Here is a 16,386-nt window from a genome sequence, read left to right on the forward strand (position 1 = left end):
TTTCTCCTTGTTAATTTTTTTCTAAAAATTCTTTTAATTTTTGACAAGCAATTGCTCGATGTGAATATTGATTTTTTTCTTCTGTATTCATTTGAGCGAAGCTAATGCCCTTTTCACCTGGTGCAAAAATTGGGTCATATCCAAATCCTTGATCACCTGTTAGTTGATCTAATATCAAACCGCTGATTTCACCGCGAAAAACTTCGCAAATATTTTCTTGTTTGTTATAAATAGCTATAGCTGTAACAAAACTGGCTTGTCGTTGAGATCTGGTTGTTAAGTTTTTAGTTTTCATTTTCTCAAGCAACAATTGATTAATCTTGTTTCAATCTTTTTCTGGTTCAGCTCAGCGCGCTGATTTGACTCCAGGAAAATCATTTAAACCCTTAATACACAAACCCGAATCATCAGCAATCACTGTTTGATTAATTAAGGCATTAAGGGTTTGAGCTTTAAAAAGTGAATTTTCTTCAAACGTATTGAAATCTTCGGGTATATCTAAAACTTCATCAAAATCTAATAGCGATTTCACTTCATAATTTGGTAATAAGACTTTAAACTCTTCTACTTTATTAATGTTTGCAGTTGCCAATCAGATATTTTTTTTCATTACTACTCCTTTGAAATAATAGTATAATATAATAATAACATATTTAAAATGTATATTTTGAGGTGATTTATGAAAAATGTAACCTTTTTGGAATTAGGATTAAGTAATACAACTTATTTGGAAAATGGATTATTTTGTAAGAAAAGCAATTTTATAGTAGATGATTTTTTAATCCGTAAAAATGAGGCTCAGGTTTTAAAAGAGATTTCCCAAATCAGTAATGATTTTTTAATTAAACCTGTAAAATTTGGATTTAAAAATGGTTTGTTTATTAGTAGTTATGAGTACTTTCCTGAAAGTCCAACACTAGAAAACTTAATAATCAATAACGAAATAATTTCTCAAATTGCTATGGCCATTAAAAGCATTCATAGTATTAATATTGAAAATAGCAAGATTAAGAAATTTAATTTCAAAAAGATTTTAGATTTTTTTGAGACCCAAACCCAAGAAATTATTTTTGATTTGTCAGAATTTAGAGATAGAATTATCACTTTTTTACAAAACAACAAAATTCAAAACTATAGTTTATGTCACAATGATTTAGTACCAGGTAATTTCTTGTTCACTACCCTCGGGTTGAAAATCATTGATTATGACTTTATGCATTTAAATGATCCTTTGTTTGATTTGGCAAGTTTTGTTAGTGAAACTCTCAAAGAGGAACCGACTAATACACGTTTTTTTCTAAAGCAGTTTGATCTTAGAATTGAAGAATTTAAGAAAATAACTAACTATATTTTTTATCAAAATTACTTATGATGCTATTGGGGAATGTATATGTTTCAAAGAACTAAGTTGCAAATATACAAAAATATAGCTGAGGAAAAATTTCAGCAACTAAAAAACACCAAGTTTTTTTAAAAAAACTTGGTGTTTTTAAACGCTATTTTTTTGACTTAGAATTTTCATTCTTAGTGGTTGATTTATTCAATTCTGCTATCTTGCGTTTTTTAGCTTCTTTTTCTAAAAGTTCTTGACTAATTTTAGCTTGCAATTCTTTTTTGAAAGCCTCTAACTCTTCTTTAGTTTGTTGTTTTTGTTTTTGTTTTTCTTCATAACGACGCAGTTTTAAAATTTTATTTTCAGGGATTTGTTCATTATTTTTATACGCTTCATACATAACCGCTAAATTCTCTTGACGCTTATTGTCATAATTGCGCATTAAAGCTGTAATTAAAGCTCCTAAGATTCCTGAAGCAATTAAGATTAAAACCCCCATAAAGGCTTTTAAAACTACTCCTGATGGGGTGTTTCCCATTCATAAACCATTGTAAATAAACGATGTTAAAACCATTGAGGTAATAAAAGCAAAAGTAAAATTATCACTTTCATGTCATTTAAAACGAAATATTAGCATCGTGCTAAAAATACTTCAAGCCACTACTAATAAACAAGCTAACACAACTCATAATTCTTTTGGTTGTTTTAAATCGTTGAAGAAACTAAAACTGAAATCTTTACCCATCAATAACCAAACTAATAAAGCAGGAATAATTGCCTCGATTCACAATCACCCAAAACTAATTCAAAATGGTGTTCTTTGAGAGTTAAATTCATTTAATAATTTAGCTGGCTTTAATTTTTCTTCTTTTTCAGTCATCATTCTAAACCTCGTTAATGAAATTATACACTAATTAAAATATAAAAATCCAACCTAAGTTGGATCATTTGTTTTTTTAAATGGAGCGGGTGAAGGGAATCGAACCCTCACAGTCAGCTTGGAAGGCTGAAGTTCTACCATTAAACTACACCCGCATTAATAACCTTTGATATAATACAAGATTTTGAAATTAATGTCAATATTTTAATGAAAAATAATTTAAAAAATATGTTTAAAAGGTATTGTGAATGTATTTGATAATGGCTTGACAGGTTTTATCAAAATCAATTAAGTCATATTCAAATCATTGAACGTTTTCTAATTGATGTTTGAATCAAGTAATCTGTTTTCTAGCATATCGTCTGTTGGCTGTTTGCATGTCCAAAATTGCTTGTTCATAACTAATCTCCCCTTTTAAATATTTAACGATTTCTTTACCACCAATACATTTTAACGCTTGTGCTGCGTCATTATAATTATTGTCTTCATAAGCTTTTTGAATTTCTTCAAACAATCCTTTGGAAATTAAACGATTAACTCGGTTATTTAATGCTTCATGGAGGTTGGCTCGATTTGGGTTTAAACCAATAATAATCAACTTGTTCGGAAAGAAAGGCTCATGACCATTTTGGATTATCTCACTTTTAAGAAATTCCTTATTAAATATTAGCGAATTTGCTCTTAGCAATCTTTGGCGATTATTAACATGAATTTTTTTAGCCTCTATGGGATCAAATTCATTAATCATATTTCAAAGCTGTTGATTATTGTATTTATCCAATTCAGGGTTGTAAAGTTCACTCTTCTGCTCTTCTGGAAAATTGTATTTTTTGATTAGACCATTAATGTATAATCCAGTACCACCAACAATCACAGGGACTAAATTGTTGCTCAGTAATTTTGAAATAATATCTCTTCCTTGTTTTTGAAAGTCAGCTACAGAATAAGTTCCTGTCACAGGTATTGCTGATAACAAGTGATGCTTTACTCCTTGCATTTCCTTTTCTGTTATTTTGTTTGTGGCAATATCTGTACCTGAAAAAATCTGAGTCGAATCTGCATTAATACATTCACCGTTAAAAGTTTTTGCAACCTTAATTGATAAATCCGTTTTCCCCGAACCTGTTGGTCCGACTATTAAAATAATTGGCAGTTCGTTCATAATATTACCTTTCATTTTTCATTTTTAAAAAATCTAAAAATTAAATCGCTTAAAAATAAAAAATGCCCCCACCCGCTATAACCATGTATAAGATAAGAAGCATTAATTTATATAGCGGTTTTATAACACTTACACATACTTAAGAATAAACTTTGTATTCTTTGTGCTTTCGCACAATTAAATTATACTATAAATTAGGTTAAATCAAAAAAACAATCTAGAAGGATTGTTTTTTTGACTTTAATATTAATAAAAGCTAACTATTAATTTCAATATGATAATGGAGGTTTGATTGCTGTGATAATATTATTTGATGCTTGAGCAATAGTTCAAGCTGGTGCAAAAATTTGCATTCCTGGCAGCATTGTGTTTACAGCTCCGCCAATTTGCAAGAGATCCCCGATAAAATTTTTAGAATCTTGATTCACATTTTCTGAATCTTTATTGCCAAAAGTTATATCGTAATCTTGACCAATTTCTGATTTTAAAGAAAGAGTGTCATTCTGCTCTTTATTTTCAATATGAAGATTATTCAAACTTGTTAAGCTTTTGTCCTGAACTTCTGGACTACTTGCATTCAACATTACACTATTACATAAAACTAAAAAAATATTCATACATTTCCCCCTTCCTCTAATAATATGTGAAACTAAAATATGCGCCTGTATGTAATTAATACCATAGTTTCAAATTAATAATAACTCCTTTTTGAAAAAATGGAAGGGATAAATAAATTTAAAAATCTGCACTTTTTTCTATTTTGTAATAAAATAAACATGTAAAAATAGTAACATTAAAATTTATGGAGGGGGAAAAATTATGCAAATTTTTTACCAAAAATTATGCAATCCTATTTTGCTACTATTAACATTTGAGATCGTTTCCTTGTTTATCATAATAAGTATTAACACAAGTAGAACAATCAAGTCCAACGAATACTTCAAAAAACATTTGTCCAAATTTAATTTAGAATTAAAGTTTGTTGGAGGATTTAACTTATTTTCACACCTATTTTTATTTCTTATTTTACTAAACACTATTTTATTTGCGGAAACATTATTATTTTTACTTTTCTTATATTACGAATCTAGTGTAGACCCAAAAAAATGAATTATTCTAATATTTTGAGTTGCGCTATATATTTCAGTAATAAAAATTTATTTAAATCTTGATGAAATTTTTATTACTGAAGATAGGAAAAAAATATTAATATCTAGTATAAATTATTTGAATAACTTTCAGTATCATTTTTGTTTTAATAATAATTATGAATCAATTAAAGCCGTTAAAAATAAGTCAAAAATTTCTAAAAAACTATTAAAATACATAAACGACTTAAATGATTGCATTAATCAAGATGATAAAAACAAAAGCGAAAATTGTTTACAGTGCGAAAAGTATTATGACGACTTTATCAAGTTCTTACTTTGGAAGCAAAAAGATTTGATTAAGATAGAATATTTTTTCAATGTCAAAAACGAAAAGCAGATAAATCATTTTTTTGAAAGTGAAAAAATATCGAATATTAAAGAATCGATTTTAGAGGCAACGATAGAAAGATGATACTCAAAAAAATAATAGGATAAATTAAAAAATCACATACAAGGTGTGATTTTTCTGTATTTGAATATAATATTGATTTGATATTTTATTCTGCTTGTTGAATTTCTTCTTGTCCTTCTGAATAATTTTCTTTTTTGTTAGTTAAAATTAGTATTCCTGCAATTATTCCAAATAAAGCCATAAATAAAATTGAACAAACTCCTAAACCAGTTGCTTCACTATACTCAAATTGTAATTTTTTAGCTTTGCTGGTGATTGGGATTGATCAAATTAATGGAATTATAAAAAATGCGAAAAGAATAGTATGAATTAACAAAAGAATGTAAGCTGCTTTCATTGTGTTATTTTTTACCATCTTTATTACCTCCTTGTCTACGTTTAAATCATAAACTATTTTATCCAAAATATATAATAAAAATACATATTTTTATTATCTCTAAATTTAAAATAAAAAAACATGTTTCAAAACATGTTTTTTTATTATTTTTTGTTAGATTTTCTAATTTGTAAGTTGATGCGTTTTGGTTCAACTTTAGTATCTTGGAATAAAGTTGTTTTACGAACTTTTTGGATAACTTCTGCTGGGATTTTTACATCTCTTAATTCATTATATGTATCTTTTGTATCTCATGAACCAGTAACTGGTGCAATTCACATTTCATCTGGTTTACGTTTTACTTTTGCATTCATTCAGTGCATTGCAATGATGTTGTTTACTTCATCTGCATCTCCGTTTGGATCTGCTAAAGTTAATACTCAACCAAATTCTGATTCAAGATTTTTCTCTTGAACTTTAATAATCGCTCCACAAACGTCACGACGGTAAATAGATTGATTATGTCCTGAAACTGGTTCAGCTTTTTCTCAAATGAATTTTTCTTGAACTTCAGTTAGTTTAATACCTTCTACTACGATTTTTTTTGGTTTAGGATCACTTGCTTTTTTACGAGTTTCTAAGTGTTGGGGCTTAGATCCTTTAGATTTGTTTGTTGTTTTAGTAGCCATGTGCTCTACCCATCCTTTTCTTTTTTATTCGATTAGATTCTAGCAATAACTAATTTATAATTAATTACCAAAATACTTATATATTATATCAAAAAAATGGCTTTTTTAAAATACTATATAAAAAATTTAAAACATTATAAAAAAATTTATTTTTATAATTTTTTAAAACAAATATAGAATTTTAATTATTTTCTTAGATTTAATTTTGCGATAATTGCTTTGTAACGTTCAAAATCATTTTTGATTAAGAAGTTTAAGTGATGTTTTCTTTGAGAAACTTTTTTCAATAAACTTCTTCTTGAAGTGATATCTTTTTTATGTAACTGTAAATGTTCAGTTAAGTTTCTAATATCATCAGTTAAAAGTGCGATTTGAACTTCAGCACGTCCAGTGTCTTTGTCGTTTTGACCGAATTCTTTAATAATTTCAGCTTTTCTTGCTTTTAATACCATAATATTTTCCCCCTTGTTTTTTTCACTGGTTTTGTTTTGACAAAGTAGTAATTTTGGGATGAATTAAAACAATGACAAACTATACCTTTTGTTATTATAAATGAAAATATGCTATTTTCCTAAATATTTTAAAAATATTATTGATTTTGGTAAAATACCTTCTAAATCAATTTCATTAATTTTTAAACGATTGGCAACTACATGAAAGTAAATTTTTTTGTTCTCAATTAGCCCCAGATATTTACCATCCATTACTGTGATCGCATTATCCTCAAGTTCATATAAATTAGCCTTTATTTTTGAGATTTTAAGTTCCAATTTCTTCAGCATCATTTTATTAGCCTGAGCCACATGTCCTGTTGAAATAAGTTCTTTTAATTCACTAGAAGAAAATTCATTTACTCTGTGATAAATTACAACATTATCTGTACCAAATTTAGATAGTAAATCGTAGATATCACCTTGACCTCTGAAACCAAAGTTGACATCACTTCCGACCACGATTTTTTTAGCACATAACCTCTCCTTCATTCACTCAATAAAAATATCTTTATTGATTTTTATCATTTCCTCGTTTACCTGAATTTCGATAATATAGTCAATGTAGGTTAAATCATCAATTTCCTTGTATTTTATTTCATTATCAAGGATTTGTTCTGAATTACCAGATAAGTATGATTTAACTTTTCGTGAAAAGGTTACAACTACTGCTTTTAAATCATTTTTAGTTGCCATCTTAGCGGTTTTCTTTAGGATTTCTTGGTGAATTCGATGAATTCCATCAAAAAATCCGATTGTTACAACACTTGGTTCGTTAATTAATTGTTCGTTAATCTTTTCGCTAAGATCTATTTTAATAATTTCCATTAATAGCCCTCCATTTCGGCTTCTGTTTTTTTAATAGCTGGATCATCTTGCCAAAGTCCTCTTTGGCAAGTATAAATATGGTTAGCTACATGTTTGTAAATTCCAATTACCTCTTTTTTATCATTTACAATAAAGACAATCGGGAATGAAACTCTTGGTAGAATAATCGATTTTCCCTGACGAACATCTTGTTCAAAATGATATTGAATCAAAACTTGCTCTGATTTTGTTAAAGTGTCGTAGAGAGAAATTAAGTTATTTCAGCTTAAATCCTCAATATTTTTAGCATTACTCAATTTAAATAAGCCTGAAGCACTACGTTCTAATTTTGAAACAGTTGCAATAGTGTTTAAATCATTTGCAAAATCTGTGACAAAACTTCTCACATAAGTTCCCTTGCTAACCTTAAGTTTGAAGGAAATTTCGTGATCCTTTTTATTGTACTCAACTAGTTCACACTCTTGAATCGTGACAGTACGTGGTTTAATTTCCACTTCATCACCTTTATTCTCGCGAGCATATTCGTAAAGTTTTTTACCCTGCACTTTGATAGCCGAGTAGATCGGAGGATATTGTTCATAAATGTAACCATTGTATTTTTTGGCAACTTCTTTAATTGTTTTTTTGGCAATTTTTACAGGTTCCTCTTGGCTAATAACTTTTCCAGTAGTATCTTTAGTGTCTGTGTCGATGAACAATTTAGCGGTAACATTATATGATTTATTGGCAGAAAGTAAAAAGTCACTAACTTTGGTGGCTTGATTAACCAAAACCACCATCAATCCCGAAGCTAAGGGATCTAAAGTACCAGCATGTCCAATTTTCTTAATGTTAAGCTTTTTTTGAATTTTTTTAATCAAATCATTTGAAGTCATTCCCGATGGTTTGTTGACTAAAAAAATGCCAGATTTTTGTAACATTAATTTCACTCCTAAGTCCAATAAATTTATTTTACCTTATTTATGGTACTAAAAATTTATTTTTTTCATTAAGATATTTATTGAGTTTACGAAATTATCAAATTTAAATAAATATATATAAAAAGCACTAATTTAAGGAAATTATTGCATAAATGAAATATTACTATTAAATTTTTATCAATTATTTCATAATGCATTCTATTGAAACAACGAACATGATTTGTAATTTTTTCTTTACCACCAACTGCTTCTATAAAAAAGATTAATCTTGATAATTTATACTTTTTTTCATAAAAACTTTTACCTCAAATGCAATTATATTTAACATATCGAAACTATTCATATATATAATTATAGGTTAAACTAAGTTAAATTATATTTTATATATTTAATAAATTTAATAAATTATGTGGTATAATTATTTAAATGAAAGGTTGTGTCTAAATGATTTATAAATCAAAATTGTTTGATGAAATTGAGCAAGAATTTGAGAAAATTTCTAAAAAGGAATATTCGACTTCTGGAAACCCTTTAAGTAATCTCAAGACAAGCATTTTTTATCTTAAAAAACACCACTTCTCAAGTAAAGAAGAATTTGAGAAAACGGTAGTTAAGAGAATTGCTGATACTATTAAAACAATTGAGAAAGATATTGTAACTAAGTCAGTTGCCTTTCAGGAAATAGCGTATCAAAATTATAATCAATTGATTGATCCTGAAAAATGAGTAAATTTTAGTAAAAAAGAAGCGACAGAGCTAAGCTATAACGAATATGGTGAAGATGAGATAAAATTCCTAAGACACCTTTATATTTTGTGATTAACCTGAGTTTACTGTGATGAAGAATTAAAGAAACTGAGAATAAAAAGTAGTAAAGAACAATATAAGAATCTAGGTAAGTCTCAAAGAGAGTATATCACCAAGAGAAATGATATTTTAAAGCAACGCGTTAAAGCTTGACATGTCGAAGAAGTAGAAGAATAAAAATTTACGAAATTAAAAAAACTCTCATTTGAGAGTTTTTTTAATGTTATTTTTGGGCTATTTTTTAGCACTTCATTTAAAAGTAAATACTGTTATCAAAAACAAAGCTGCTATAATTAAAGTTGCTCCAAGAATTGGTTGTCATGTGGCTGTGAAATCTTTTCCACCAAATGCTACATGGTTATTAAAACTTGAATCTCAACCTGAATTAATTGATCCTTGAGTCGCATATAAGAATAAAAAGACTGAGTATTTATGAGGAATGAAGTACGTGAATATCATCATCCCTTTTGAAGTTTCTACAACCGAAGGATCTATCATAATTCCAGAAAAGAAGATTGAGAAAAAATATACCATCATCACAATTCCTTGCATTGCCCCTTCTGAATTGAAAAGTCCCCCAAATAATGTTGCTAAACCAATTGAGGTTAGTGAAACTAAAATTGTTGCTAAAATAAGTCATCCTCAATTTATTTGTGACAAGGTGCTCGCAAATGATTTGGTCCCTTCTGGTGATTTAATAATTTCCCCAATTATTAAGGCAACGATAAACATCACAACTAAGGCAACTAAAGAAACCAATAAGTAAAATAGTCATAATGCTCCTAGAAACATTCCCTTTTTAACACCAGTAGTATCAATTCTTTTTAAAAATACTGAGTTTTTTCACTCCACGATTGCTGGAGCAAGTGATGTTAAAATTGTTAGTGATGGTAGAAGTAAATATGGATAAAGTGATTGACCCCCCGATGATTTGTTTCCGATTACACTAAAGAACATAATCATGAAAAATATCGGAACAATAAACATAAATAAAGGTCCGCGAGCATTTCTAAAGAAAGACTTAGATATTAACAAGAAAAGATTTTTAAAAACATTTAAGCTGCGTTTTAAACCAAATTCTGATTTTTCTAAATTAGTTGTCATATTTTAAACTCCCTTCAAAATGTTTATCCATAATATTTCTAACGCTTTTAAACTCTTTAATAGCATCAGTTATTTTTCTGTCAAAACAAACTTTTCCATCATTGATAATAATCATTCGCGTACACAACAATTCTACTTCTTCGGGACTATGTGATACTAATAATAAAGTTTTGTTATCTTTTTTTAGTTTTTCTTTAAAGAATGTAATAATTGAGAATTGCAATTGCATATCCAAACCAGTTGTTAGTTCATCTAAAATTACTAATTCTGGGTCATTCATCATTGAAATCATTGCATTAAAACGTTGCTTTTGACCTCCAGATAATTTTTTGATTGGACGTTTACGAAACTCTTCAATATCAAAAACTTTATTTAATTGTTCTTCTCATTGCAAAGTAAATCTAGGATAAATTGATCGATAAAATTTCAACATGTCATCAGCACAAATTCCTGCAGGTCATTCTCCTTGTTGAAATTGTATCCCAATTTCTTTTTTTAAATCCCCTTCTAAATCAAAATGAATTGATCCAGATGTTGGTTTTGAAGTTTGAGCAATCATTTCCACTAAAGTAGTTTTACCACAACCATTAGATCCTAAAATTGCTAAACGTTCTCCTTTTTTAATATTTAAATTTAAGCCTTTTAAAACCTTTTTTTTACCAAATTCCTTTGATAAATCTTTTATCGTAATAAAATCGTTCATGTTTCTCCTTTTGTTCTTAGTTATCAAAACCTATTAAAAATTGCTGTTCAGAAATTCCATCAATTGTTTGCATCATCGTGATCAAAAGATCATCAAAGTTTTTAATTAGTTGAATTGGGTATTTTGAATCAAAATACGGTTTTGAGTATGTTATTTTAGCTCGATATGAAGATAATCAGCTATGAGCTAAAAGATTTAGAGCCTCCATCGCCTCGCGTTGTTTTAGAGACTTTATCTCTGCAATAATTTCACGCGGCAGTTTATCATATAGTTCCTTAGATTTTTTAATTAGAGCTTTTTGATATATTACTAAATTAGCAATTCCAGTCTTCATTACTGGGCTAACAACATATCTGCGGTCTGATGCCCTTGCTTGATCAAATGCAACCTTCGAATAACCATTGCTTTCACTCAATCCCGACTGAAGTTCATATTGAGACTCATAATTTTTTAAATCAAATATTTTAAAGTCTTCAAAGTAGTCGCTGGGAAGTTGAAAATTTGAATTAGTAAATACTGAGTAACGCGAAATTGAATCAAACAACTCTTCTTCAATAAAGTTGAAGTTGTTGAAGAAATAAGTATTGGTTTGAAACATTCTTTCCAAAATGTATGTAAACATCTCCTTGAAATTAATATTTTTTAAAAATCAATTTCTAATATTTTTAATTTTTAAGAAATTGTTAATATCAAAATTTTTGTACTCATCGTCATTTTTTTTAAATGTCACTTTTAAAATATATTTATCAACCTTTTTACAAAGATATTCATAGAACCAGCGCAAAATTAAAATATCAACATTATAGTTGTAATCAAAATCATCTTTTAGAGTATACTTAATTATTAATTTTAATGATACTAAATTACCTCTGGTAATTTTATTTGCTTTTTGAAAACTATCAGTTACATTAACCATTAAATCCTCTTGAACAAACTGGTTTCTTAATATGAAGTTAGTAGACTTATTCTTTGCATTTTTAAATCTAATGATCGGTTGTAAATAAAAATTAATATTCACATCTTTTGAAGATAAATTAATTTTTATGTACTCATCGTTTTTTATTTTGGTGACACTTAACTGATGACTAAGATTTTCAATTACTTGATTAATCTTTTTTTGAAGTTTTGAAAATGAAGCTTTATTAGGCTTAATTTTGGAATACGTAATTAATCCTACATCAAGATTAACCTCCTGAGAAAACTCAGTTAAGGAATTATAATCAAAATCACCAAGTTTTTTAAAATGAATTTGTGCATCTTGAAAACTTGCTTTTAAATGCGAAGTGGTCTTAGAGATTAGCTCGCGAACCTCTTTTGATATGTTGATATGTTTTTTTACAGACTGATTAAACTTACTAGAATCACTTTGAACACCTTTTTTCTTCATCCAATTTCTCCTAGTCTATTTCTACTTTATAAAATATTGAAAATAATACGAAAGTTCCAATTTCCTTGTTATCAGGATATATGTATTTTTTCAATAATTTTAAATTAGATTCTTCGTTTAAACGCTGCCAATTTCTAATCAAAACATTTTTATTTAAACCCTTACTGGTTAAATACGGGTTAAATTCATATAAAAGATAGAGCGAATCTGAATCATTAAAGTCCTTCTTATTATACTTTTCAATAAATTTTTTTGCAAATTGGGTGTAATTTTCTAAAAAATCACCAACACTAGGGTAAGTCATGTTAAAAACATAGTTTAGTCTTCTTAATTTAAAGGAATTAAAAATTTGATAAAATATCTTTGAACTTTTAAAATAGAAATCCTGAGTTTTAAATAAACTATCAACATAAACTTCATTTCTTAAAAATTTCTTAAAAACTAAACTAACCCATTCCCTCATAAACTCATTTTTATTAAGTTGTATTTGCAGATCACTTATAATAGCCAATTTTAGAATTGGAATGTTGGCTTGTTTTATTTTAAAATCCTCATTCGAGATAAGTGAGATAATTAAGTAATCCAACTTATTCAATAAAAGTTTATTCATGATTTTATATTCTTTTCGAAAATGAATGCTAAAGTCTAGGGCAAATTTCTTATTTTTTTCTGTAATCTGGTAAATCTGTTTTGAATCAATTGCAAAAGCCAAATTCATTTTGATTTTTATTCCTCTAATCTCCCAAGCCAAAACTAAGCTATTTTCACTTTTACTAAAACTAATAATTTCAATTTTTATACGTTTTAGCTCTGGGGTAATTTTTTTGTACACTAAAGTTTTAAAATCTGTTAAGATTTTTGATTCATCATCAGCTTTTAAATTTTGCTCCACTAACTTTTCATACTTTTGAAATTCTTTAAAACTCACAAATTTTAAAACCATAGCTTCAATATTCAAGTTTTTTTTATCAAAATACAGGTCATTTTTAATATCAGATGTAATGTGCATTTTGCCAAAATTTGATATTAACTGTGAAATTTGATCCAGAGTTCTTTTTAATTCAACCAAAATATTTCTTGGAGTTTTTTGAAGACTTAGTAAGTCGTTAACAAATTCATATTCTCTGGTTACATCTTTGTAACTTCTATCTTTCAAACTAAAACCTCCGTTTTATAACTCATATTCAAAGATTATGTTACTTAAAAACATTAACGGTGCTGTTTCGGCACGCAGAATTCTTTTACCAAGAGTTACAATATTATAATCATTTTCTTTAAATCAATTTATTTCTTTTTCCTCAAAGCCGCCTTCTGGTCCAACAACTAAAGTAATTTCTTTCAAGTCTTTTGATAAATACTTCTTAAAGCTTTCATCTTTTTCAGATTCATAAGCAACTAGTTTAATTTTTGAATTCACAAAATTTTTTAGATTTTCAATTTTGTCAATAATTGGTCTAATTTTTGGGGTTGAGATTTGATGAGATTGCTCTGCTGCATCTTCACAAATTCTCTTTCAGCGTTCAATTTTATTGTCTATTTTCTTAGCATCAATCTTAACAACACTGCGTTTAAACATAACAGGAATAATTTCATCAACACCAAGTTCGGTCGCTTTTTGTAAAACAAAGTCTCATTTTTGTTCGCGAATCAATCCTAAAACCAAAGTAACTCTAACATTGGATTGCTTGGCTTCTTGTTTTTTTGAAATAATTTTGGTATCAACTAAATTATCAGTTAAACCTAAAACTTCTACTAAATATTCAACTTTATCATGAACGATCATGATTTGCTCACTTGTCTTAATTTTGACTACATTCTTAAAATGGTGTAGATTTTGGGTGCTGAAGACAAAAGAGTTGTTAATCTTTTCTTCAACAAAATAACGATGCATGAATCTTCCTCCTTTGTATGAAAGGAAAACAACTGAAAAATTCAGTTGTTTTAAAATCTATTTATTTTTAATATTTTTTAAAATTTCTTCAATTTTATTGGCATTGCTTAAAGATTCATCGTAAATGAATTCCAACTCTGGAACAAATTTCATTTCAACTTTCCCTGCAAGCTTATGTCTAACCTCTTTGCTCTTAGCTTTCAATTCTTCTATCACATCTTCTTTTGAAATTGAATCTATTAAATGTGAGTAAAAAACTTTTGCGTGGCTTAAATCATTAGTTAAACGTACCTCTTTTACTGAAATTGATCTCATGATTTCATTATCATGAAATTCCTTTGAAAAAATTAAACTCAATTCTCTTAAAATACTTGAATTTAAACGTTCTACTTTAATATCGTGTCCCATACTATTTCACCTCTTCAACTTTATATACTTCTATAATATCATTTTCTTTAATATCATTAAAGTTTTTTATAGTTAATCCACAATCTTGGTCTTTTTTAGCTTCTTTGATTTCTTCTTTAACATGTTTTAGTGAAGAAAGTTCACCAGTATAAATAATTATACCTTCTCTTAAAATTCTTAATTTTGAACCTCGAGGAATAACCCCATCAATAACGTGACATCCAGCAATTGTCCCCACTTGAGAATGCTTAAAGATTTGTCTAACTTCAGCTTGACCTAAAACTTTTTCTTCCATAATTGGATCTAGCATTCCTTTAGCAGCTTCTTCTAATTCTTCAATAACTTTATAAATAATTGTGTGTAATCTAATTTCCACACCATCTTCATCAGCTTTTTGACGAACTTGAGCTGTTGGACGAACATTAAATCCATAAACAATAGCATTACTTGCTAAACCTAAGGTAATATCTGAGTTTGAAATTGCCCCAACTGTTGCTCTAATAACATCTAGTTTTACTCCAGGAATTGTTATTTTTTGCAACGAGTTACGAACCGCTTCAACCGAACCTTGAGTATCTGCTTTTAAAATTACGTTTACAGATTTCAAATTCCCTTGATCGATTTGATTTTTAATTGAATCTAAAGTGAAAGATTGAGCTTTATTTCTGCTTTCTTGAATTTGACGTTCAAGTTGAGCTTCTGCTATTTCACGAGCCATTTTTTCTTCACTTACTACCATAAACTTGTCACCAGCTCTTGGAACATCATTTAGTCCCACAAGAACAACTGGTTGAGATGGCAGTGCTGATTTAATTTTGGCACCATTTTCATTTTCCATATCTTTGATTAAACCATATGTAGCTCCAGCAACAACTAAATTTCTCATATTAAGAGTCCCTTGTTGAACCAGTACTGTAGCCATTGGTCCTCGCGACTTACTTAAGTGACCTTCGATAACTGTTCCAATTGCGAATTTTTCAGGGTTAGCTTTTAATTCTTTTAATTCTGATACTAATATTATTGTTTCAAGCAAATTATCTAAACCTTGGCGATTTTTAGCTGAACCTTCAATGAAAGGAACATCTCCACCAAATTCTTCTGCAACTATATTAAAACGCATTAACTCAGTTTTTACACGATTTGAATCTGCCCCTGGTTTATCAATTTTGTTAACAAAAACAACAATTGGTACTCCTGCAGCTTTGGCATGATCAATTGCTTCTTCAGTTTGAGGCATAACCCCATCATCTGCGGCAACAACTAAAATAACTATATCAGTAACATCAGCTCCTCTGGCACGCATTTCTGTAAAAGCCTCATGACCCGGAGTATCAATAAACGTAATTTTTTGATTTTTATCAGTCTTAATTTGATACGCTCCAATATGTTGAGTAATTCCACCAAATTCTCCATCAGTAACATTGATATTGGCGTTTCGAATTGAATCTAAAAGCGTTGTCTTTCCGTGGTCGACATGACCCATAATTGTCACAACCGCTGGACGAGCTTTTAAATCTGACTCTTTGTCGTCAACTTGAAGAGTTTCAAAGATGTTTGATTTGGTTACTTCAACCTCTTTTTTAAAGTCAAAGCCAAATTCTAATGCTAATTCTCCAATTTGTTCTTCTGTAAGAGTCGTGTTTGGTGTAACCATACCCCCACTCTTAAAGAAATACTTGACTATTTCTGCCACATTTTTATTTATTTTTTTACCAAATTCTGAAATAGTAATTGGTCCGGTAAAAATAAATACTCCATCAATCAATCCTGTAGCTTTTGTTTCCTTCAATTGACTTTTTAAAGTATTTGAGTGAGCCTTAAGTTTATTCTTGTCTGGATTTTGTTTTGATTTGACAGGATTTTGTTTATTAGATTTCACATTTTTTGTAGCCATATTTGATTCC

At 28.4% G+C, this 16,386-nt stretch carries 19 protein-coding genes and 1 tRNA gene; 3 read left to right on the forward strand and 17 right to left on the reverse strand.

All coding sequences use genetic code 4. The features are described from left to right. Positions 1 to 10: 10 nt before the first annotated feature. Entirely contained in the window at positions 11 to 610 is a 600-nt protein-coding gene (gene rdgB, locus AACK87_RS02660; RefSeq protein WP_338971233.1) for an RdgB/HAM1 family non-canonical purine NTP pyrophosphatase, read from the reverse strand. A gap of 69 nt (positions 611 to 679) precedes the next feature. On the opposite strand from rdgB, the gene AACK87_RS02665 reads away from it, so the two are divergent. Further along, positions 680 to 1,474, forward strand: a complete 795-nt coding sequence (locus AACK87_RS02665; RefSeq protein ID WP_338971235.1) for a phosphotransferase — start codon at positions 680 to 682, stop codon at positions 1,472 to 1,474. 22 nt (positions 1,475 to 1,496) lie between these two features. Here the strand turns inward: AACK87_RS02665 and AACK87_RS02670 are convergent, their stop codons facing one another. The 4 genes from AACK87_RS02670 to AACK87_RS02685 form a co-directional block, all read right to left on the reverse strand. Continuing rightward, positions 1,497 to 2,216 (reverse strand): DxFTY motif-containing membrane protein, encoded by a 720-nt coding sequence (locus AACK87_RS02670; protein WP_338971237.1) that lies wholly within the window; start codon positions 2,214 to 2,216, stop codon positions 1,497 to 1,499. A gap of 78 nt (positions 2,217 to 2,294) precedes the next feature. After that, positions 2,295 to 2,368, reverse strand: a tRNA-Gly gene (locus tag AACK87_RS02675). A 77-nt stretch (positions 2,369 to 2,445) separates the two neighbouring features. After that, positions 2,446 to 3,390 carry a tRNA (adenosine(37)-N6)-dimethylallyltransferase MiaA gene (gene miaA, locus AACK87_RS02680; RefSeq protein WP_338971239.1) on the reverse strand — a complete coding sequence of 315 codons (945 nt, stop codon included), beginning with the start codon at positions 3,388 to 3,390 and terminating at the stop codon, positions 2,446 to 2,448. Positions 3,391 to 3,638: 248 nt separating this feature from the next. Next, entirely contained in the window at positions 3,639 to 3,992 is a 354-nt protein-coding gene (locus AACK87_RS02685; RefSeq protein WP_338971241.1) for a hypothetical protein, read from the reverse strand. Positions 3,993 to 4,194: 202 nt separating this feature from the next. Between AACK87_RS02685 and AACK87_RS02690 the strand changes: the two genes are divergently transcribed. Next, a complete protein-coding gene (locus AACK87_RS02690; protein WP_338971242.1) occupies positions 4,195 to 4,953 on the forward strand; it encodes a hypothetical protein in 759 nt (252 codons plus the stop codon). 70 nt (positions 4,954 to 5,023) lie between these two features. On the opposite strand, the gene AACK87_RS02695 is transcribed toward AACK87_RS02690, so the two are convergent. The 5 genes from AACK87_RS02695 to truB all read right to left on the reverse strand — a co-directional run bounded on the left by AACK87_RS02695 (position 5,024) and on the right by truB (position 8,182). Then, positions 5,024 to 5,293: a hypothetical protein gene (locus AACK87_RS02695; RefSeq protein WP_338971243.1), complete on the reverse strand. Its 270-nt coding sequence runs from the start codon at positions 5,291 to 5,293 to the stop codon at positions 5,024 to 5,026. 125 nt (positions 5,294 to 5,418) lie between these two features. Continuing rightward, positions 5,419 to 5,943 (reverse strand): hypothetical protein, encoded by a 525-nt coding sequence (locus tag AACK87_RS02700; RefSeq protein WP_338971244.1) that lies wholly within the window; start codon positions 5,941 to 5,943, stop codon positions 5,419 to 5,421. Between the two features lie 185 nt (positions 5,944 to 6,128). Continuing rightward, the gene (gene rpsO, locus AACK87_RS02705; RefSeq protein ID WP_115558159.1) at positions 6,129 to 6,395 is read right to left on the reverse strand and encodes a 30S ribosomal protein S15; all 267 of its coding nucleotides are present in this window, start codon (positions 6,393 to 6,395) and stop codon (positions 6,129 to 6,131) included. A gap of 111 nt (positions 6,396 to 6,506) precedes the next feature. Then, entirely contained in the window at positions 6,507 to 7,262 is a 756-nt protein-coding gene (locus tag AACK87_RS02710; protein ID WP_338971245.1) for a hypothetical protein, read from the reverse strand. Then, positions 7,262 to 8,182, reverse strand: a complete 921-nt coding sequence (truB, locus tag AACK87_RS02715; protein WP_338971247.1) for a tRNA pseudouridine(55) synthase TruB — start codon at positions 8,180 to 8,182, stop codon at positions 7,262 to 7,264. The genes AACK87_RS02710 and truB overlap by 1 nt, the downstream gene beginning before the upstream one ends. A 444-nt stretch (positions 8,183 to 8,626) precedes the next feature. Between truB and AACK87_RS02720 the strand changes: the two genes are divergently transcribed. Then, positions 8,627 to 9,166 (forward strand): hypothetical protein, encoded by a 540-nt coding sequence (locus AACK87_RS02720; RefSeq protein ID WP_338971249.1) that lies wholly within the window; start codon positions 8,627 to 8,629, stop codon positions 9,164 to 9,166. A gap of 57 nt (positions 9,167 to 9,223) precedes the next feature. Here AACK87_RS02720 and AACK87_RS02725 read toward each other — a convergent pair whose 3' ends face one another. From AACK87_RS02725 to infB, 7 genes are read right to left on the reverse strand one after another with little or no spacing between them, the layout of a single operon-like run. Next, complete coding sequence (locus tag AACK87_RS02725; RefSeq protein WP_338971251.1) at positions 9,224 to 10,093, reverse strand: ABC transporter permease; 870 nt, start codon at positions 10,091 to 10,093, stop codon at positions 9,224 to 9,226. After that, entirely contained in the window at positions 10,083 to 10,796 is a 714-nt protein-coding gene (locus AACK87_RS02730) for an ABC transporter ATP-binding protein (protein WP_338971252.1), read from the reverse strand. The genes AACK87_RS02725 and AACK87_RS02730 overlap by 11 nt, the downstream gene beginning before the upstream one ends. A 16-nt stretch (positions 10,797 to 10,812) precedes the next feature. Then, positions 10,813 to 12,183 (reverse strand): hypothetical protein, encoded by a 1,371-nt coding sequence (locus AACK87_RS02735; protein WP_338971254.1) that lies wholly within the window; start codon positions 12,181 to 12,183, stop codon positions 10,813 to 10,815. A gap of 10 nt (positions 12,184 to 12,193) precedes the next feature. Then, a complete protein-coding gene (locus AACK87_RS02740) occupies positions 12,194 to 13,339 on the reverse strand; it encodes a hypothetical protein (RefSeq protein WP_338971257.1) in 1,146 nt (381 codons plus the stop codon). Between the two features lie 15 nt (positions 13,340 to 13,354). Then, complete coding sequence (locus tag AACK87_RS02745; RefSeq protein ID WP_338971260.1) at positions 13,355 to 14,074, reverse strand: RsmE family RNA methyltransferase; 720 nt, start codon at positions 14,072 to 14,074, stop codon at positions 13,355 to 13,357. 57 nt (positions 14,075 to 14,131) lie between these two features. Next, positions 14,132 to 14,482 (reverse strand): 30S ribosome-binding factor RbfA, encoded by a 351-nt coding sequence (gene rbfA / locus AACK87_RS02750; RefSeq protein WP_338971262.1) that lies wholly within the window; start codon positions 14,480 to 14,482, stop codon positions 14,132 to 14,134. Between the two features lies 1 nt (position 14,483). Next, on the reverse strand, positions 14,484 to 16,376 hold the full coding sequence (gene infB, locus AACK87_RS02755) for a translation initiation factor IF-2 (protein ID WP_338971264.1): 1,893 nt from the start codon (positions 16,374 to 16,376) through the stop codon (positions 14,484 to 14,486). Between the last annotated feature and the right edge of the window lie 10 nt (positions 16,377 to 16,386).

Source organism: Spiroplasma endosymbiont of Panorpa germanica (assembly GCF_964019765.1).
Taxonomy (GTDB): Bacteria; Bacillota_I; Bacilli_A; order Mycoplasmatales; family Mycoplasmataceae; genus Spiroplasma_B.